Source organism: Roseobacter sp. EG26, from assembly GCF_049830555.1.
Lineage (GTDB): Bacteria > Pseudomonadota > Alphaproteobacteria > Rhodobacterales > Rhodobacteraceae > Roseobacter.
Genome location: NZ_JBNBLH010000012.1, coordinates 57,073 through 75,293 on the forward strand (window position 1 = coordinate 57,073; position 18,221 = coordinate 75,293).

Genomic DNA, 18,221 nt, shown 5'->3' on the forward strand with positions numbered 1-18,221 from the left:
TAACATGCGACTGACGGGAAAAACGGCGATTGTGACAGGCGGTGCCTCAGGTTTTGGCGCAGGCATCGTTCGCAAGTTTACCTCCGAGGGTGCCCGGGTCATGATTGCGGACCTTAACAGAGAAGGCGCACAAAGCCTCGTTGAGCAAATGGGCGATCATGCCATTGCCTGCCATGTTGACGTGGCAAATGGTGATTCAGTCGGCGCAATGGTCGCACAGGCGATGAAAGAATGGGGCCACATTGATATTCTGATCAACAATGCGGGCATCACACATCTGCCCGCCGCCATGGAAGAGGTCACCGAAGAGGATTTTGACCAGGTTCTGGCCGTAAACGTGAAATCCGTGTATCTCACCGCCCGCGCCATTGTCCCGCACATGAAAGAACGTGCAACCGGCACCATATTGAACATCGCATCAACAGCTGGTGTTTCGCCGCGCCCCCGTCTGAACTGGTACAACGCTTCCAAGGGCTGGATGATCACGGCGACCAAGGCAATGGCGGTTGAACTGGCGCCCCATGGCGTGCGGGTCAATGCACTCAATCCAGTCGCGGGCGAGACACCCCTGCTCAAATCATTCATGGGCGAAGATACGCCCGAAATGCGCGCCAAGTTTCTGGCCACCATTCCGCTGGGCCGGTTTTCGACACCGCAGGACATGGGCAATGCCGCTTGCTTTTTATGTTCTGAGGAGGCTTCCATGATCACCGGAATCGCGATGGAAGTCGATGGAGGACGCTGCATATGAAACCGATAAATCTGGCTGAGAAACTCGCGCAGTTTACCAGCCACTGGGATCCGCATGTGGTGGCGGATTACAATGACAATGAAGTCATGGTGGTGAGGTTTCAGGGCGAGTTCCCGTATCATCTGCATGAGGACACGGATGATTTCTTCCTTGTGCTCGAAGGTGAGATGATCATGGACCTGCAAGACGCTTCGCATCCGGTAAGAGCCGGGGAACTTTTCATTGTCCCGAAAGGTGTGACCCACCGCCCCCGCGCACGAGCCGAGTGCAAAGTCCTTCTGATCGAGCCCAAGGGCGAGCCAAACACCGGTGATCCCGAAACAGCGGCCCCAAAGCCCCGGATCTAGCGGATGGGGGATATACGCATCATGCCATGGGAAGCCTTCTGCGAAGACGCCGGATGATGGAACCGGGCCGCCGTAATCTGATCACCGATGTTACTGGCCTGCGTGTCGGAAACGCGCAGGATCCCGCGTTGAAATCGGGCTGCACAGTTGTCACGGCGGACGCGCCTTTCGTGGCCTCCGTGCATGTGATGGGCGGCGCACCGGGTACGCGGGAAACGGATTTGCTGGCACCGGACAAAACCGTGACAGAAGTAGACGCGCTGGTGCTCTCGGGTGGGTCCGCGTTCGGGCTGGATGCCTGTTCCGGCGTGGTTGACGGGCTCAGGGCCAACGGGCGCGGTTTTCCGGTGGGTCCGGTCAGAGTTCCGATTGTGCCCGGGGCCATTCTCTTTGATCTGCTGAATGGCGGTCAGAAAGATTGGACACAGAACCCATATGCAGCTTTGGGCCGCGCAGCCTTTGATGCAGCACGTGCTGAATTTGACCTTGGCACCGCTGGCGCAGGCACCGGTGCGCTGACCGGAATGCTCAAAGGTGGATTGGGTTCAGCCTCTCTGCGGCTAGACGACGGCAGCATGGTCGGCGCTTTGGTCGCCGCCAACCCGCTGGGCTCGGCAACCACACCGGGGGATCGCCATTTCTATGCGGCACCTTATGAAATTGGCGGCGAATTCGGGGGGTTCGGGTCAGACAGCCGTTCCGGTCTGGGTCGTGACCTGGCCAGTCGCAAACGCGATTTGGTCTCTCAGGGTGGCAACACGACAATCGCCATAGTTGCAACCGACGCGCATTTGAGCAAATCCCAATGCCACCGCGTGGCCGTTGCCGCCCATGACGGCATAGCCCGCGCAATTGTTCCGGCGCACACTCCGGGGGATGGGGATCTGGTCTTTGCCCTGTCCACAGGCGCGAAACCGGCGGGCGATGCGGGTCTGATCGGGCATGCGGCATCACTGTGCCTGTCGCGCGCCATCGCCCGTGCCGTCTTTCATGCAACGCCCGCGCCGGGTGATTTGCTGCCCTGCTGGCGCGATCAGAATGCCTGACGTCAGTCACGGGTGTGCCGGGCGAGGCCCAGATCAATCACCTTGCGATCATGTTGAAGCGCATCCATCACCGTTTGCACGATCCCTTCTGCGTCGACACCGGCATCCCTGTACATTTCAGCCGGTGCAGCCTGATCAATAAATCTGTCCGGCAAACACAACGTACGCACGCGGCATCCGTGGTCCAGAAGGCCATGGGCCGCCATTTCCTGCAGAACCATCGCACCGAAACCGCCTTTGGCCCCCTGTTCAACCGTGATCAGCGCGCTATGTGACTTTGACAGAGTGGTGATCAACGCCATATCAAGCGGCTTGGCAAAGCGGGCATCAGCGATCGAAACGCTGATGCCTTCTGCTTCAAGGATTGTGCGGGCCGCTTCGCATTCGCCCAGATGCGTGCCAAGCGACAAGAGCGCCACATCTCCCTGACCTCCTTCGATCATACGGCCTTTGCCGATTTCAAGCACCTCGCCTTTTTCAGGCAGTGCGACACCGGTGCCATTGCCGCGTGGATAGCGAAAGGCGATGGGTCCGGTGTCATGCGCGGCAGCGGTTTCGACCATATGCACAAGCTCGGCCTCATCGGCGGCGGCCATGACGACCATGCCCGGCAGCGCCCCAAGATACCCGATGTCAAAAGCGCCCGCATGTGTTGCGCCGTCTGCACCCACGAGCCCCGCCCGGTCGATGGCAAATCGGACCGGCAGGCCTTGCAGCGCAACGTCATGCACCACCTGATCGTACCCGCGTTGCAGGAAGGTGGAATAGATCGCGCAAAACGGCCTCAGCCCGCTCGCGGCCATGCCTGCGGCAAAGGTCACGCCGTGCTGTTCGGCAATGCCTACGTCAAAAACCCGTGCCGGGAACCGCTTGGCCATACGGTCGACACCGGTGCCGCTTGGCATGGCGGCCGTCACGGCGACGATTCTGGGGTCGCGCGCGGCGGCTTCTGTCAGTGCATCACCGAATACGCCGGTGTAGGACGGCGCATTTGCCTTGGCCTTGGATTGCACGCCGGTATCCACATCGAATTTCGACACACCATGGTATTTGTCTGCGGATCCTTCAGCCGGCGCATAGCCTTTGCCTTTGACGGTACAGCAGTGGATCAGAACCGGGCCGGTTGCGCGCGCACGGGCACTGCGCAGCACGCTCAGTAACTGGTTCATGTCATGCCCGTCGATGGGGCCTATGTAATCAAATCCAAGCTCTTCAAAAAAGGTGCCACGGCTTTCCAGCCCGGTGACCATTTCGCGCGCCCGTCGCGCCCCTTCGCGGACCGGTTTCGGGGCCAGCTGCTCCATCCCTTCGGCCACAGCGACCAAGCCGCCAAAGGGGCCTTTGCGTGTCAGATCGGAGAGCGAAGAGAGGTAGGAGGACATCGCGCCAACGGGTGGGGCAATCGACATCTCGTTGTCGTTGAGGATCACGAACATGCGCCGCCCTTCAGAGCCTGCATTGTTCAATGCCTCATAGGCCATACCCGCACTGATCGAGCCATCGCCGATCACGGCCACCGCGTCACCTGTCGGCTGACCCATATCGCGCCCGATGGTGAACCCGAGGGCCGCGGAAATGGAGGTGCTGGAATGCGCTGCCCCAAAGGGGTCGTATTCGGATTCGACCCGTTTGGTGAAGCCCGAAAGCCCCCCACCCTGCCGCAGCGTCGGCATGCGATCACGTCTGCCCGTCAGGATTTTATGCGGGTAGCACTGATGCCCCACATCCCAGACCAGCTTGTCACGTGGCGTGTCGAACACCGCGTGAATGGCCACGGATAATTCAACAACGCCCAGAGAAGATCCCAGATGCCCACCGGTGTGGCTCACTGCATCGATCACTTCGGCGCGCAGCTCGGTGGCGACATCCGCCAATTCGCGATCCGTCATCTGGCGCAGGTCCGCCGGACCTGCCACGCGGTCGAGGGTTGGTGTGTTTATCTTGGTCATTGCGCACATCTCCTGTCTTGAGGGACACGGGGCTCTTGCCAAAGCCCGGTTTCCGCCCCTCGGGAAAGTTGACGTCGCATCCCGGGGGTGAGCCCGGTTGCGACGTCAGGTTCCTGTAGCCAACAGGAAGGGAACAGGGGTGCCTAGGACCCCTTAGCCCGGATCAAGGAAGCCGATGATCCGTGCGCGGCTGGGTCAGGGGCGATCTGAATACCGCCCCTGACCTCATTCGTAGACCGGGGTCTCAGTCGTCGCGAGCTCAGGCCAGTCTGCTATTACGTTCATCCCCTGCATGGGTTGCTGGTAGCCCTTGTGGCAGGTCTTGCAGGCCGCTTTCGGGGCATCCGCATAGATCGGGCCAAGGCGCTCTTCGGGGTAGGTTTCCGCCAGCGGAACCAGATAGTCGTTGTTCAGTTCCTGCACCATCACAATGCCAAGGCTTGCCGTGCTCCACTGCGGTGTCACCTGGCTGCCGTCGTTGAACGCCCGGGAATTGTGACAGAAGACACAATTCACCCCGAGGCTGTTGGCGAAGTAATTCATCAGCGAATAGGTGCGTTCAGCATCCTGAATGGACGCATAATCCTCGCCACCCGGCACACCAGCCTCGCGGCTTTCCAGCGAATGCACGGCGATGGTCTCACCATCGAGCAGGTATTTCTCCAATGCGTCCGAGGGCAATGAGGTTGACTGACTGAGCGAGGTTGCCCGGTTCTGATTGGCCGTCCAGCCTTCCGCCGAAGCATTCACCGGCGAAATCTTGAACCAGATTTCCGATGGCACGTTCTCGCCGCGATGGCAGGTGTAGCAATTCACGCCAACCTGCTTTTCGGCGTTCACGTGACCGTCCCAGTTTTCATTGATGTTCTGGGTCATCTCGATCATGCGACGGGCGACGACCTTGGTGTAGAGCGTATCCTCACCATAGGTTTCCAGATCGCCATCTCCGTGACAGTAGGCACAGCCCTCTTCCGGCGAGACCCATTGCGTCATAGCCGCCATCACACGGTTGAAATTGTCATCCGTCAATGCGCCCAACACCTGGACATTCTCATAGATGTCCCCCGCCAATTCTTCGCCGCCTTCCGGAACATAGGGTTCCTCGGTGTAGTAATCCTCGATTGTCGGGTCAGGCAGGGTGCGCACCACGTTGAACTCCGGCACAGACATGCCTGTACCCCTTGGCCCCGTTTGCAAGGAAGCCGTTTGCGCCGGGTTACCCCAGGCCACAACCATGGCCGCGGCGAAGATGGCTCCGCCTGCCACGCCGACCAGAATGGCGGGTCCGAAGATATTTGTCGGGTTGTCCTTGTTCCATTTGTCAAACCACTTGGGCAGCATGATCAGTTCTCCTTCCCGATAAAGGCCTCATAGGAGCCGTAATCCGCGTAGCCGTAGGACCCGTCATAGATCGGTGCGAAGTTGTGTTCCTGCGCCCAGATGAACCAGTTGTCGACCACCGTGCCGGTCAGCAGGATGCCGATACCGCCGGTGATGGGGGTCAGCACGGCAAACCACCACGCCCAGCGGTGGATACCTTCCATGGTGGCGTTGAAGCCCATGGTCCAGCGCCAGAAGAGCGCCGCGCGTTCCGTGGCTGTGCCCCGGTCGTAGATCTGCTCCAACTCCCGGTCGCCACCATACCGCGTGACCGCCAGAATAGTCCCGCCGTGCATGCAGAAGAGCAGCACAGAACCGTAGAGGAACACGATCGAAAGACAGTGGAACGGGTTGTAATAGAGGTTGCCGTAGCGGATCGAAAACGCCGTGGTCCAGTCAAGGTGTGGGAAAATGCCATAGGGCACTGCCTCTGACCACGACCCCATCAGGATCGGACGGAACAGACCCAGCACCAGGAACAGCCACACGGCGGCAGCAAATCCCCAGAAGATATGCTTGCCCATCTTGTGCTGTTCGGCCAGCAGATAGGCCCGCAAGAGCCATGTCATCACCGAGATCAGCAAAAAGAAACTGGCGATGATATACCATCCGCCGTCATTCAGCGGCGGCATCGTCAGCCCGTATTCCGGGGAGGGTGGTTCCAGCGCCAGCCAGAAAAGCTGCCGGATGAACTGCGGGATTGACCAGCCGACCTGCGCCAGCATGTTGAAGCCCACGATAAAGAACCACGCAAGCCCCGTGCCAAAGGCGACCATGCTGGTCCAGCCCCAGTAGTAGGGACCGATCTGGCCGTTGCCAAAAAGGCCCGCGAGCGTGTTGAAAAACGGTTTGCCGACCCGCTCTTCCATCATGTTGTTGCCGGCGTCATCCATGCCCATTTCGGGCGTGCCCTGGACCTGCACCTGTGTGAAAATATTCTGATACTCAGAATACATCATGATCACATCCCTCCCACGGCGATGGGTTCACCCCAGATCGGCAGGTCGAGCCACCAGTTCCACCATTCCGGCCAGCCTGCCGTCCAGACCGGACCGGAGATGATGATGCAGACGGCGGAGAAGAAGACAGCGTTGATCGCCAGCAGGTATCCGAGGCGATGGATGCCCAGCGTGCCAATGGAATAGCCGATGAAGTCACGAAAGAACGTGTCTTCGTGATCGGGCGTCTTGGCCTCTTCACCCTTTTCCGGATTGGCTGCAGAGAGGATCAGACCGCCATGCAGCGCCAGCGCCAGTGTGGTGGTGAAAAAGAGCGTCACCGCCAGCATATGCGCCGGGTTGTAATGGAAATGCAGATAGGCGTAGCCGGTGTTGCTGACCCAATCGAGATGGCTGAATATCCCATAGGGAAATCCATGCCCCCACGCGCCCATCAGCAGCGGGCGGAAAATCACCAGGGTCATGTAGGCGAGGATGGCGAAGGAGAACCCGACGGGCACGTGATAGCCCATGCCCAGCTTGCGGCAAATCTCAACTTCGCGCAGCGCCCAGGAGATGAAAGCGCCGGTGGCGCAAATCGTGATGATCTGCCAGAGCCCGCCTTCCATCAATGGTGCCAGCCCCAACCCGTAGCTCAGATCAGGTGGCGCAATATTGATCAGCCAGGGATTGAAAGTCCCTTGCTGGCTAGCGCCCCAGAAAATCAGGATTGTCCCCAACAGGGCGAAAAAGGTCGTCGTAACGCCGAAGAAGCCCACGTAAAACGGACCCACCCAGAAGTCGAACAGATCGCCGCCAATCAGCGTCCCTCCGCGGACGCGATATTTTCTTTCGAAGCTGAGCAACGCCATCTTCACTCTCCGCGTGTGTGCGGCACGCCTAGATCAAGGCGGAGGCCGTCAGATTATTATGTCCCTTGTTCGCTGCGGGCAGAGGCGCACACTCAGGCCGCCCGCAGCAGTATTTTGTTGTCAGTCGATCAAAAGCACGCCTTGCCGAGCGCTCAGGATTTACTGACCACCTGCGGCAGCTGCCGCCTCGAACCAGTTCAGGCCGCTGCTGAGCACCACAAGGTGGATCATTGCAGCCAAAAGGAAGAGGAACACGCCCTGCGCCACGAAAACGCGACGGGGGTCGAAGATGAGCCAGATCTTGTAGAACTTTGCCATATCCATCTCTCCTTAACCGAACCAAGGACGCCAGATGTAGGTCGCCAAATGTGCGACCACAGCCACCGCCGAGAATAGCCAGAGGCCACTCATGTAGACGGAATGCAGTTCCTGCGCCTGTTCGTCTGTGAGACCTGTGAAGGACAGGTCGGTATTATCAGCCATAAGTATTCCTCCGGAACGCTATGCTGACGCCGCGCACCCCGCGGCCGGGTCCTTTGGGGGTTACCCCCCTCAGGGGTCTGCTCACCTTGTTGAAAGGCGGACAGTCTTTGAACTCGACAGGCGCACGTCGGTCGAGCAGTCGGGTCGCGCCGCCGGCCTTGCCAGCCCCGCGGCGCGAGATCGTTCAGGCCGAGAAGATCATCGGGGTAATGATGCGCGCTTGCGTCCAGGCGCGGGCCATCGGACCCTTCTCGGTAAAGCTGCGCGTCCGGATCGCCGACAGCGCCCAGGTCAGGGTCGCCAAAGGCAGGGTCGCCAGAAAAATGATGGCAAAATAGACCATGAACTCGGTCTTCACCGCTTTGCGATTTGGACTTTCAACCGAAGTCTCCATCGCCGTTTCAATCATGTCAGATGTCATGTCACTCATGTCTGATCCTCTCTGGGAATATCGGCTAGTGCCGGGTCCAGCGCACGGACGGTATCGACCACCACCCGTTCGTCTCCGGCGGCAAGTGCCGCCGCCTCTGCCGCATCGCGCAATGTCTTCGCGGCTGAAATTCGTGTCAAAACCGGGTGGGTTTCCACAATCCGGTCCAGCATGGCCTGCGCATCCGCATCCCACGGGAAATCGCGACGCAACGGCGTCAGCGTTGCATCCGTGGCATCCATCTCCGTGCCGAGCGGCAGGATATGGAAGAGCGCATCAAAGAGCCCGTTGCAGATTTCCTGCACAAGATAGGTCGCCCCCGCGTACCCCATGAACGGCGTGCCGGTATGTCGCCGAATTGCAGCACCCGGGAAGCTTGCCGGGATAAACGCAGGGGATGGCCCGTGCCCTCCCTTGAGCTCGGCCAGGTACATTTTCTCGTTGATCGAGCCCATCACAATCAGGGGCCGTTTTTGCCCCATCAGGGCGCGCACTTCCTCGTTGTTGGTTTTCTGCCCGGCTACGCGCGCAACAGCAAAGGCGCAAGGCAGCCCCATGTCATCTTCGAGAAACAAGCGGATGCCCCGGGAATAGGTTTCATTGGCCACGATGGCGAAATTCGCCGTGGCAAAGAAATCCTGCGTGACGGAGCGCCAAAGATCCCAGACCGGTTTGATCGCGGAATGCTTCTCTTGGCGGATAAAAGGTTCGGGGTCGAGGCCCACCAGGTTCCCCAGTGCGCGCAGGAACTTGGTAGTACTCTCGACCCCTATCGGGGCTTGTAGATACGGCTTGGCAAGAAGCTCGCTCAACCCGCGCCCGAACTCGCGGTACATGCAGATGTTCACATCCGCATTTACCAAATCTCTCATTTCAGCCACATGCGCGCCCAAAGGCATCACCATGTTGACCTCGCAGCCGATCCCTTCGACCAGTCTGCGGATTTCGGCCAGATCGGATGGCATGTTGAACGTGCCATACATCGGGCCGAGGATATTGACGCGAGGACGCGCACCTTCCTCACGTTTCTTCTCAGGCGGCATACGACCTTTGGTCATACCGAATTCGGTAAAAATCCACGTCATCGCCCGATCCGCCGCTTCCCACTGATCCTCATCAATGGTGCGCGGCAGGAATCTTTGAATATTTGTGCCTTGCGGCGTCACCCCGCCGCCGATCATCTCGGCGATTGACCCCGTCACCACCACGGCGGGCAGCGCCGGATCAAGTGTGTCCCAGGCCCGCTTCATGGACTCTTCGGTGCCAGATCCCATTTCGCCCTCGCCCAGACCTGTGACCACAATGGGCAGCTCATGGGGCGGCAGCGCATCGGTGTAATGCAACACAGAGGTGACGGGCAGGTTCTCGCAGCCAACGGGGCCGTCAATCACAACCTGCAATCCTTTCACGGCGCAAAAAGCGTAAACTGCCCCCCAGTAGCCGCCGGCGCGATCATGATCGGTGACTAGCATGCGGCACCTCCAACACGTCGAGCGCGGTTATGTGGAGTTGCACACCTCATACCATCTGCGCGGCCTTTGCCGCCCTGGCTTGCTTGTCGAGCTTCTTTTGATGCTGGGCGCGGAAATCAGGACGCAGGTTGGGCGTGCCCTCCCAGACGCCTGCGGTATCTTCGTGGCCAACACCTTCGAAAAAGGCTTTCATCCGGTCCATACGGCCCTTGTTGGCGATCGCCGCGTTGATCACCTCAGCCAATGATCCGGCACCGGCAACACCCATCAGGGGACGTGCCGAAATCAGGTTGGTGAAATAGAGGGCGGGAATGCCCTTTTGCTTGGCTTTCTGCACAACAGGTGTCGTGCCGATGGCCAGATCGGGCTGGATCGCTTCCATCGCGGCGCAATCATCTTCAAGCGATGCGCGGAACTGAACCTTGGTGCCCTTGGCCATCAGCCAATCCGCATCATCCTCCGACCACGGCGACTTGGCGCAGGCCGTACCGACATAAGGAACCTTCGCGCCACTTTCGATCAGCAGACGGGCAACCAGAAGTTCCGAGCCCTCGTAGCCCGACAACGTGATCGTCCCGTCGATCGGTTTGCTGGCAAGCGCACCTGCAATAGCAGGCAAAACTGCGTTTTGGGCAGCGGCGATCTTGTCAGCCGCAACACCATAAGCCGCGCCAATAGCCGCCAACCACGATGCCGTCCCATCGCGACCTACCGGGGCGGAGCCGACAACCGCGCGGCCCGCCGCCTGAAACTGGCGCACGGCATCGGTGTAGAAAGGATGGATCGCGGCCACGACGCCACAATCAAGTGCTGCGTATAATTCGCGCCACTCGCGACAGGGCACAACGGGCCCTGCGGCCAGCCCCATGGGGCTGAGCATCTGCCCGATCATCATCGGGTCGGCCGGGAACATCTCGCCCAGCATCGCAACGGTCGGGCGGTCATGTTTGCCGCCCTTGGGACGCGCAACAGGCCCAGCCTCGATCTCTTTGCGGGCGTATTCCAGCATCGCGCCTGCCAGAACGTCCTTGGCCTCGGCGTGGGTGGGGACGCCAAAGCCGGGCACGTCGATGCCCACAATACGCACGCCATTGATTTCATCCGGCAACAACCGCAGCGGAACCCCGCTCGCCGTAGGGACACATAAGTTGGTCACCACAATTGCGTCATACCGATCCGGGTCCGCCAGCTCATGCACGCTCTCGCGGATGTCTTCAAAGAGCTTACCCGTCACAAGCGTTTCGGAATTGAACGGCACATAACCCACTGACCGGCGCGCGCCGTAAAAATGCGACACAAAGGTCAGGCCATAGACGCAACAGGCTGAACCCGACAGCACCGTCGCGACACGCTTCATCCGCAATCCCACGCGCAAAGACCCAAAGGCCGGGCACATCGATTGTGGTTTGTCGTGCGGGCCTATCGGGTAATCCGCTCTGAATTTATCGAGTATCTCTGACTTTCCGGCCAGCCGCGCCGCCTCCGCCATATCGCCGCCGGAGTGACACCCCTGTTCCGGCGCCGCCGTTTCGTGCGCGCCCGTGGGTGCCCGTTCGATATCCCCGTGGGGATGACCTTTGATCACTTGTACGCTGTCCGCGTCGTCATATGTGATCTCGTTTTTCACTCGGGCTCTACCCGTTGATCGGGGCTTTGATCGCTCATCAATTCATCGGCCAACTCTCGCGACTGTTCTATCGCTTCCTGACTGGACTCTGATCGCGCGTCCGACTGCGCACACATCCGCGCCCCACGGTCCACCGCGAGTTGACTATGTGTGAAATGATCAAGCTTTTTCATTCAGTCTACCTGGCGTCTGGTCATCTGACCTGCTTGGCAGAAAACCGATATCCTGCAAAAGCTGCATGATCTGGTCGGCGAGCATGTCCTTCCGGCCAGTGTCGGGCTGTTGCTCGGACGAACGGGTTTGGGGTTCATGCATCATCATATACGACCTCCAGCGATGGTTTCGGCTCTGCGTTCTTTCCGCGCATATCCACGTCGGTCGCAGGCTCAAGTACAATGTCACCTCCGGTTTCGGAGGCATCGAAAAGGCCCAGCAAACCGTCCTGATCCAACGGTGAAGGACGCACGGGCGGGGCCACGGCAACATTTTCTCCAAGCTGCGCAAAAAGATCGCCCCATTGCGATTGCGCCGTTCCAACGATCTGATAGTTGGCGGATTTCTTGCGCAGGTCATCATCCTGGGGGATCGCCGCGAGGACGGGGATATCGACGGCCTGGGCAAAAGCCGCTGCTTCGCCGGTGCCGTCATCTTTGTTGATCACCAGCCCCGCGACACCGACATTGCCACCGAGCTTGCGGAAGTACTCCACCGCCGAACAGACATTGTTTGCCACGTAGAGCGACTGCAAATCATTCGAGGCGACCAGAATGACCTTTTGCGCCATGTCGCGCGCAATCGGCAGGCCAAAGCCGCCGCAAACCACGTCGCCCAGGAAATCAAGCAGCACATAGTCAAAATCCCAGTCATGGAAGCCGAGCTTTTCGAGCAGTTCGAAGCCGTGGATGATCCCACGCCCGCCACAGCCGCGACCCACTTCGGGGCCTCCAAGTTCCATGGCGAAGACACCACCACGTTTGAAACAGACATCCCCGATCTTCACCTCTTCACCCGCGAGCTTTTTGCGTGTGGAGGTCTCGATGATCGTGGGGCACGCCTTGCCACCGAACAGCAGTGAGGTCGTATCCGATTTTGGATCACACCCGATCAACAGCACGCGTTTACCCTGCTCCGCCATCATGTGGCTGAGGTTTGCCAAGGTGAAGGATTTGCCGATGCCACCCTTGCCGTAGATCGCGATGATCTGCGTCTTGGACGTCGGCGCAGTTTGCGGCACCTCCAAGGTTGGCTCTGCCGCAGCTTCGTCGCGCAACCGCTTGTCGAACTCTTTCAGGTTTGGCACGTCACCTTTGGTCTGGCGCTTTTCGTCGATACCGTCTTTCACGCCACGTTCCTCCAGTTCAAAATCATTTTCAGGCACGCCGGGTCGGAGAAGGCACGCTCATAGGCAGCTGGTGCATCCGTGGCGTCGGCCGTATGCGTAATCAGCCCATCAAGGCTGAGCGTTCCGCTTTCCACCAACGCGCGTGTCGCCGCCAGATCATCATGGGTCCATTCGGCAGCCACCCGAAAACGCGCCTCTTTCATGAAAGCCGGTGGAAAGGCAAAGCTCAGAGGCTCCTTGTAAAACCCGGCCAGAACGATCTCGCCACCCTTGCCCAGACACCCCATCAGCGTGTTCAGCACATCTGCGCTGCCCGATGCATCATAGACAGACATATATGCGGCATGGTCGTCTTCATCCGGAGCACAGACCTGATATCCTCTGGCCCCCGTGCGCCGTGACGGATCAATTTCCCAGACAACGGGTGCCGGTGCGCCCGCTGCAATCGTCAACCGGGCAAGCAACCGACCAAGGACGCCGTGACCAATGATCAGGTCCGGCATGGATTTGTTCAGACCAGCCATAGCGTGGCGCGCCGTCGCGGCTAGCGCCAGCAGCGCACCTTGTGCGCCCAGACCGGAATCGATTCGCGTCACCCGATCTGCCGCCGTCACGACACGCGAAGACGCGCCCCCAAAAAGACCAAAGGCACCATCATAGCAGTTGGCCCCCGGCACAAAGACATGATCTCCGGCCCGGTATCCTGTCGATAACGGTGCTTCCACGACTTGGCCCACAGCTTCGTAACCCGGAACGAGAGGGTACCCCATGCCCGGAAACGGCGGCATCTCTCCTGTCCAGAAGAGTTTTTCAGTACCAGTCGAAATTCCGGAGTGAAGAATTTCAACCACCAAATCCTCGGCACCCGGCGACTTTAACGTCAGGCTATCCACTTCAAGATCGCGCGGACCTTTCAGAAGAACGGCTGTGGTTTCCAAGTGTCTCTCCTCATCTGCACCGATCGATTTGATCTTCGTCAAAGACTCATCGTGCAGATTGCTGTCATTCTGTCAGTTTAAGCTGACATATTTTTGTGTCAACTAAAACGGACACTTTGCTCAAATGATTCACCCGGGCTTGCTGGCCGTGAGCACACGTGTAACGAAATTGCGGGCTGGTTTCGGGCTCTTGATCGCTTCGAATCCCGCCTCCGCACAAAGCGCCGCAATCTCATCGGCAGATCGCGTACGACCGGTTTTCATCGCCATCGTGTAGAATGCAAAATAGACATCGCCCGCCATGTCGGGCGTGCTGCCGCCGCCCATGGGCTCAGACACCAGCAAGCGCCCCCCCGCAGGCAGAGCGTCAAAAACTGCCCCGAGAAGATCAGAGACCGTCTCATCAGCATGATCGTAGAGAACCCGTATCAGCGAAATCATATCTGCGCCCTGCGGCAAAGGACTGTCCCTGAACGAACCCGCGTGGATCTGGGCCCGAGCCTGCAGGCCTTCGGTCTCAAAACGCGCGGCAGCCGATGGCGTGACCTCAGGCAGGTCGAAGAGCGTCAACTTCAGATGAGGTTCCGCGCGACCAACAGCGGCCAGAAAGGCCCCTGTCCCGCCCCCAACATCCATGAGATGCCGCACATCAGCAAAGGACACCGCGCGTAATGTGTCTTCGGCAACCAGTTGCTGGCTCTGCGCCATCAAATCGGAATATGTCTCGGCAACCTCAGGATCAAGGTCCCCCTTGGCCCCAAAGACATAGGGCCAGAATTCTGAAAGCGCGGTGTGGCCGGGATCTCGCAGCAACGCTACCGGATCCGCCATATCTGCGTAAAAGGCGCGATGATGGCGGATCATGGCCTCCAGTCCCGGCACGCCCATCAGAGCCGCCCCCTTGCGCGCCAGGCCGAACCGCCCTGCCCCGTCACGCTTGAGCAGCTTCAATGCCGCGGCAGCCTGTAGCAAAACCTGCATTTTTTCCGGTGGCACCTGTGCCGCAAGGCCAAGGGTTTGCGCGGTTTGCGGACCAGCGCGCAGCCGATGCAAGATATCTAGTTCCACCAGAGCCATCAGCACCTGACTTTGGACAAACCCTTGAACAACATTGAAAAGAACGGCGCCATCCCGGCGCGCCTGGCCTCGTGTCAGTGGGAATTTGCTGGCCCAGCTTTGGAATCCGGGCCGCGCGATGAACCGATTGAGCCAACTCCCCCGCCAGCGCGGTGGGTTCCCAGCCGTGTCAGACATTGCTGCGTGCGGCAGTCACATTTGGCGCAACCGGCGTCAACCGCTCTGCATAGGTCCGGACCATTTCGGCCAGATGGGCCTCTCCCGGACATGAAGGGATCGATGCGATCGCACCGCCCAAAATATCCTTGAGCCGGGAAATCGCCCCCTGCACCCCCAGCAACGATACCGCATTCGGGCGGCCATGCAGATCATCCTGCCCCACCGGTTTACCCAGCGTTTCGGCATCATAGAGCGCATCCCGCAGATCATCCGCGACCTGAAAAGCCTCGCCAATACGCGCGCCAAGCTCAAACCATGGCTCCGCTTCCTGACCCGAAGCAACCGCCCCCATCTGCGTGGCTGCAATGAACAGAGCGCCGGTTTTGGCCTGATGATATGCTGAGAGGTCAATCTCGACCTCGCTTTCCCAGCCCTGCCCCGCACATATGCCGCCCGGCATGCCAGTGCGTTGCGCCAGGGTCATGATCATCTGGGCCACACGATCAGGCGCATGAACCGATTGCCGCGCCAGGGTTTCAAAGGCCAGCACGATGAGGCTGTCACCCGTCAGCACCGCAAGAGGTTCGGAATAGGCTTTGTGCACAGAAGGTTTTCCGCGGCGCACATCAGCATCGTCAAAACAGGGCAGGTCATCATGCACAAGGCTCGCACAGTGGATCATTTCCAGAGCCGAGGCCGCCGCATCCGACAATTCCGGACGATCATCCCCACAGGCCATCGCAACGGACATCAATATTGTTGGCCGGATACGTGCCCCGCCCGGGGCGGTTGCATAATCAAGCGCAGATGCCAGTCGGGCGGGTACTGACCCGCGCCCCTGCCCCACCGCAATGGCCGAAGAAAGCGCCGCTTCGATTCTGGTGGTCATGCCCATGCGGAACCCTTTCATTGGCAATGTGTCACTAAATTAGGACACAATAGTGTAAATCATACTGGACACATTACCTTCACGAGTCAACAATCGCCTATGGATGTTGAAACCCCTTCGCGTCTGAGCGAGCGACCTGCCGCCATTGTCATTGGTGGGGGCATTGCCGGGTTGGCGACCGCCTTGCGGCTCTCGGCCGGGGGCATGTCGGTGACGCTCCTTGAACGCCACAACCACATGGGCGGAAAGATCAGGACTGTGCCGAGCGAGGCCGGTCCGGTTGATGCGGGTCCGACCGTGCTGACCCTGCGCCACGTTTTCGACGACCTTTTTGCCTGCGCGGGGGAGCGTCTCGAAGATCACGTGACCCTCATGCGGCAAGATATTCTGGCGCGACACTTCTGGTCGGATGGCAGCCAGCTGGACCTGCACGCGGACCCCGAGACAACCGCCTCGGCCATTGCCGAATTTGCCGGACATAAATCGGCAGAGGAGTTTCGTCAGTTCAATCGGCGTACCCGGCAACTCTTTGACGCTTTCGACATCCCAATGATGCAGGCAGCCAAACCAAAAATCCCACGACTCGCCCTTGAAGTGCTGCGACACCCACGGCTATTGCGCGCAATGGCGCCGCTTTCGACGCTTTCCCAAATGTTGGACAATCAGTTCAGCGACCCACGTCTGTCCCAACTCTTCGGCCGCTACGCCACCTATGTGGGCGGCGCACCGCACCTCAGCCCGGCAATCCTGTCGTTGATCTGGCAGGCCGAAGCGGCAGGCGTCTGGGTTATCCAAGGCGGCATGCAACGTCTGGCGACAGCTCTGACCGCTCTGGCGATCAACCGCGGCGCCCTTATGCGAACCAACACACATGTCGACAGGATCACGCTGGACAACGGTGCGGTCAGTGGGGTTGAAATCAATGGCTCAGAACATCTTCGCGCCAAATGCATTGTCTACGCAGGCGATCCGCGCGCGCTGACGACGGGCAAATTGGGCTCTGATTTATGCGGCATCGCGCCTCAGACCCTGACCATACCGAGGTCTTTTTCCGCCCGTGTGCACAGCTTTGCCGCCTGCCAAACGGGACCCGATCTATCACACCACAACGTTTTTTTCGCAGATACGCCGCAGTCTGAATTTGACGACCTCATGGCCGGGCGCATACCATCTGATCCAACGCTTTATCTTTGTGCCGAGGACCGCGGGCATGGCACGCCTGTTCCCCCGCTGGAACGATTCGAGATCATCTCGAACGCGCCAGCCACCGAAACCCTTACTCCCCCCATGGATCTCGACACATGGCATCATCAGATCATGCAGCGACTAGCGGATTTTCAGGTGACCTTGTCGCCGAAACCATCGATGACGACGATCACAACGCCCCAGCATTTCGCTCAGATGTTTCCCGAAACGATGGGCGCGCTCTACGGGCAGAGCCCGCACGGGCTGACGGCATCGCTGAGGCGCCCGACCGCACGCACGAAGATTCCGGGCCTCTGGCTCGCGGGCGGCGGCACCCATCCCGGAGCGGGCCTGCCGATGGCGACCCTCTCCGCGCGGCACGCGGCAGAGGCGATCTTAAGCGCCCAAACTTCGACATCCCTGTCGGACCCGACGGCTATGCGTGGTGGTATGTCGACGGCCTGAGCGATTGCGGCACGCGGGCGATTTCGGTGATTGGCTTCATCGGGTCGGTTTTTTCGCCATGGTACAAGTGGTCCGGACGCAAGAACCCGCAAAACCACGTGTGCATCAACGTCGCGACCTACGGGCCCGGTGGTCGCTTTACCATGACAGATCGCGGTGCTTCGGCCCTGCGCCAGACCGGTGCCCGCTTTGAGGTCGGTCCCTCCATGATGCGATGGGCCGACAATCAGTTGATCATCGACATAAATGAGATCTCGGGGCCGCCCCTGATCAATCGCATACAGGGGCAAATTCGTCTGATACCTTCGGCGATCACTGGTGTTGAATTGCCGTTGACAGAAGATGGTGCCCATATCTGGCGCCCCTTTGCCCCCACGGCGCGCATCGACGTTGACATCGACCGCCCGGGCTGGCGCTGGCAAGGTGATGGGTATTTTGACGCCAATTTCGGTAACCGGGCGCTGGAAGAAGATTTCAGCTACTGGACTTGGGGACGATACCCCACGGCAATGGGGACGACGTGCTTTTACGACGCGACCAGATGCGACGGAACAACCCTGGCCGCAGGGTATCGTTTCAACCACGATGGCACAGCGGAAACGCTCGCCCTGCCCCCGGTAGCACCTTTGCGCCGGAGCCTTTGGGCCATCAAGCGCGCAACACGCGGCGATCCCGGCTGCCAACCGCGGCAAGTGCTCAACATGCTGGACGCTCCGTTTTATTCTCGCTCTGCCGTTGAGACACAATTGGATGGCGAACGCACAACGGGCGTACATGAAGCGCTTGATCTGCGTCGGTTCAGAAGCCCGCTGCTCAAACCGATGTTGGCGGTGCGTGTGCCCCGCCGAGCCAGATGGCACTTTGACTAAGG

Annotated in this window: 19 protein-coding genes; 5 read left to right on the top strand and 14 right to left on the bottom strand. The window is 59.6% G+C overall.

Translation table 11 applies throughout. From position 1 onward, the window contains the following. Positions 1-4: 4 nt before the first annotated feature. From ACOTTU_RS20765 to ACOTTU_RS20775, 3 genes are read left to right on the top strand one after another with little or no spacing between them, the layout of a single operon-like run. A complete protein-coding gene (locus ACOTTU_RS20765) occupies positions 5-751 on the top strand; it encodes an SDR family oxidoreductase (protein WP_298921928.1) in 747 nt (248 codons plus the stop codon). Continuing rightward, on the top strand, positions 748-1,098 hold the full coding sequence (locus ACOTTU_RS20770) for a cupin domain-containing protein (protein WP_425660781.1): 351 nt from the start codon (positions 748-750) through the stop codon (positions 1,096-1,098). Before ACOTTU_RS20765 ends, ACOTTU_RS20770 begins: the two co-directional genes overlap by 4 nt. A 56-nt stretch (positions 1,099-1,154) precedes the next feature. Continuing rightward, positions 1,155-2,144 (top strand): P1 family peptidase, encoded by a 990-nt coding sequence (locus ACOTTU_RS20775; protein ID WP_425660862.1) that lies wholly within the window; start codon positions 1,155-1,157, stop codon positions 2,142-2,144. Positions 2,145-2,146: 2 nt separating this feature from the next. Here ACOTTU_RS20775 and dxs read toward each other — a convergent pair whose 3' ends face one another. The 14 genes from dxs to ACOTTU_RS20845 form a co-directional block, all read right to left on the bottom strand. After that, complete coding sequence (gene dxs, locus ACOTTU_RS20780; protein WP_425660783.1) at positions 2,147-4,093, bottom strand: 1-deoxy-D-xylulose-5-phosphate synthase; 1,947 nt, start codon at positions 4,091-4,093, stop codon at positions 2,147-2,149. Between the two features lie 225 nt (positions 4,094-4,318). Continuing rightward, on the bottom strand, positions 4,319-5,434 hold the full coding sequence (gene pufC / locus ACOTTU_RS20785; RefSeq protein ID WP_425660785.1) for a photosynthetic reaction center cytochrome PufC: 1,116 nt from the start codon (positions 5,432-5,434) through the stop codon (positions 4,319-4,321). A 2-nt stretch (positions 5,435-5,436) separates the two neighbouring features. Beyond that, a complete protein-coding gene (pufM, locus tag ACOTTU_RS20790) occupies positions 5,437-6,432 on the bottom strand; it encodes a photosynthetic reaction center subunit M (protein ID WP_425660787.1) in 996 nt (331 codons plus the stop codon). Positions 6,433-6,434: 2 nt separating this feature from the next. Then, positions 6,435-7,283, bottom strand: a complete 849-nt coding sequence (gene pufL / locus ACOTTU_RS20795; RefSeq protein ID WP_425660789.1) for a photosynthetic reaction center subunit L — start codon at positions 7,281-7,283, stop codon at positions 6,435-6,437. Positions 7,284-7,442: 159 nt separating this feature from the next. Then, complete coding sequence (pufA, locus tag ACOTTU_RS20800) at positions 7,443-7,601, bottom strand: light-harvesting antenna LH1, alpha subunit (protein WP_013984575.1); 159 nt, start codon at positions 7,599-7,601, stop codon at positions 7,443-7,445. Between the two features lie 12 nt (positions 7,602-7,613). Then, positions 7,614-7,766, bottom strand: coding sequence for a light-harvesting antenna LH1, beta subunit (gene pufB / locus ACOTTU_RS20805; protein WP_195822146.1), 153 nt, complete (start codon positions 7,764-7,766; stop codon positions 7,614-7,616). A 184-nt stretch (positions 7,767-7,950) separates the two neighbouring features. Next, positions 7,951-8,196, bottom strand: a complete 246-nt coding sequence (gene pufQ, locus ACOTTU_RS20810) for a cytochrome PufQ (protein WP_425660792.1) — start codon at positions 8,194-8,196, stop codon at positions 7,951-7,953. Continuing rightward, positions 8,193-9,668: a chlorophyllide a reductase subunit Z gene (gene bchZ, locus ACOTTU_RS20815; RefSeq protein ID WP_425660794.1), complete on the bottom strand. Its 1,476-nt coding sequence runs from the start codon at positions 9,666-9,668 to the stop codon at positions 8,193-8,195. The genes pufQ and bchZ overlap by 4 nt, the downstream gene beginning before the upstream one ends. A 46-nt stretch (positions 9,669-9,714) precedes the next feature. Beyond that, positions 9,715-11,295, bottom strand: coding sequence for a chlorophyllide a reductase subunit Y (gene bchY, locus ACOTTU_RS20820; protein ID WP_425660796.1), 1,581 nt, complete (start codon positions 11,293-11,295; stop codon positions 9,715-9,717). Beyond that, positions 11,292-11,468 (bottom strand): hypothetical protein, encoded by a 177-nt coding sequence (locus ACOTTU_RS20825; protein WP_425660798.1) that lies wholly within the window; start codon positions 11,466-11,468, stop codon positions 11,292-11,294. Before ACOTTU_RS20825 ends, bchY begins: the two co-directional genes overlap by 4 nt. Before the next feature lie 134 nt (positions 11,469-11,602). Then, entirely contained in the window at positions 11,603-12,625 is a 1,023-nt protein-coding gene (locus tag ACOTTU_RS20830; RefSeq protein ID WP_425660864.1) for a chlorophyllide a reductase iron protein subunit X, read from the bottom strand. A gap of 8 nt (positions 12,626-12,633) precedes the next feature. Next, complete coding sequence (gene bchC / locus ACOTTU_RS20835) at positions 12,634-13,575, bottom strand: chlorophyll synthesis pathway protein BchC (protein ID WP_298921917.1); 942 nt, start codon at positions 13,573-13,575, stop codon at positions 12,634-12,636. A 129-nt stretch (positions 13,576-13,704) separates the two neighbouring features. Continuing rightward, a complete protein-coding gene (locus tag ACOTTU_RS20840) occupies positions 13,705-14,829 on the bottom strand; it encodes a methyltransferase (protein WP_425660800.1) in 1,125 nt (374 codons plus the stop codon). Further along, a complete protein-coding gene (locus ACOTTU_RS20845) occupies positions 14,822-15,706 on the bottom strand; it encodes a polyprenyl synthetase family protein (RefSeq protein WP_298921993.1) in 885 nt (294 codons plus the stop codon). Before ACOTTU_RS20845 ends, ACOTTU_RS20840 begins: the two co-directional genes overlap by 8 nt. Before the next feature lie 93 nt (positions 15,707-15,799). On the opposite strand from ACOTTU_RS20845, the gene crtD reads away from it, so the two are divergent. Together crtD and crtC are read left to right on the top strand one after the other, a co-directional pair. Further along, entirely contained in the window at positions 15,800-17,350 is a 1,551-nt protein-coding gene (gene crtD / locus ACOTTU_RS20850) for a 1-hydroxycarotenoid 3,4-desaturase CrtD (protein WP_425660802.1), read from the top strand. Then, positions 17,347-18,219 (top strand): carotenoid 1,2-hydratase, encoded by an 873-nt coding sequence (gene crtC, locus ACOTTU_RS20855; protein WP_425660866.1) that lies wholly within the window; start codon positions 17,347-17,349, stop codon positions 18,217-18,219. The genes crtD and crtC overlap by 4 nt, the downstream gene beginning before the upstream one ends. Positions 18,220-18,221 lie beyond the last annotated feature (2 nt).

Excerpts from the sequence above, each read along its gene's own strand:
- ACOTTU_RS20765 (WP_298921928.1), top strand. The coding sequence starts at position 5 with ATGCGACTGACGGGAAAAACGGCGATTGTGACAGGCGGTGCCTCAGGT.
- ACOTTU_RS20770 (WP_425660781.1), top strand. The coding sequence starts at position 748 with ATGAAACCGATAAATCTGGCTGAGAAACTCGCGCAGTTTACCAGCCAC.
- ACOTTU_RS20775 (WP_425660862.1), top strand. The coding sequence starts at position 1,155 with ATGGAACCGGGCCGCCGTAATCTGATCACCGATGTTACTGGCCTGCGT.
- dxs (WP_425660783.1), bottom strand. The coding sequence starts at position 4,093 with ATGACCAAGATAAACACACCAACCCTCGACCGCGTGGCAGGTCCGGCG.
- pufC (WP_425660785.1), bottom strand. The coding sequence starts at position 5,434 with ATGCTGCCCAAGTGGTTTGACAAATGGAACAAGGACAACCCGACAAAT.
- pufM (WP_425660787.1), bottom strand. The coding sequence starts at position 6,432 with ATGATGTATTCTGAGTATCAGAATATTTTCACACAGGTGCAGGTCCAG.
- pufL (WP_425660789.1), bottom strand. The coding sequence starts at position 7,283 with ATGGCGTTGCTCAGCTTCGAAAGAAAATATCGCGTCCGCGGAGGGACG.
- pufA (WP_013984575.1), bottom strand. The coding sequence starts at position 7,601 with ATGGCAAAGTTCTACAAGATCTGGCTCATCTTCGACCCCCGTCGCGTT.
- pufB (WP_195822146.1), bottom strand. The coding sequence starts at position 7,766 with ATGGCTGATAATACCGACCTGTCCTTCACAGGTCTCACAGACGAACAG.
- pufQ (WP_425660792.1), bottom strand. The coding sequence starts at position 8,196 with ATGAGTGACATGACATCTGACATGATTGAAACGGCGATGGAGACTTCG.
- bchZ (WP_425660794.1), bottom strand. The coding sequence starts at position 9,668 with ATGCTAGTCACCGATCATGATCGCGCCGGCGGCTACTGGGGGGCAGTT.
- ACOTTU_RS20825 (WP_425660798.1), bottom strand. The coding sequence starts at position 11,468 with ATGAAAAAGCTTGATCATTTCACACATAGTCAACTCGCGGTGGACCGT.
- ACOTTU_RS20840 (WP_425660800.1), bottom strand. The coding sequence starts at position 14,829 with ATGTCTGACACGGCTGGGAACCCACCGCGCTGGCGGGGGAGTTGGCTC.
- ACOTTU_RS20845 (WP_298921993.1), bottom strand. The coding sequence starts at position 15,706 with ATGGGCATGACCACCAGAATCGAAGCGGCGCTTTCTTCGGCCATTGCG.
- crtD (WP_425660802.1), top strand. The coding sequence starts at position 15,800 with ATGGATGTTGAAACCCCTTCGCGTCTGAGCGAGCGACCTGCCGCCATT.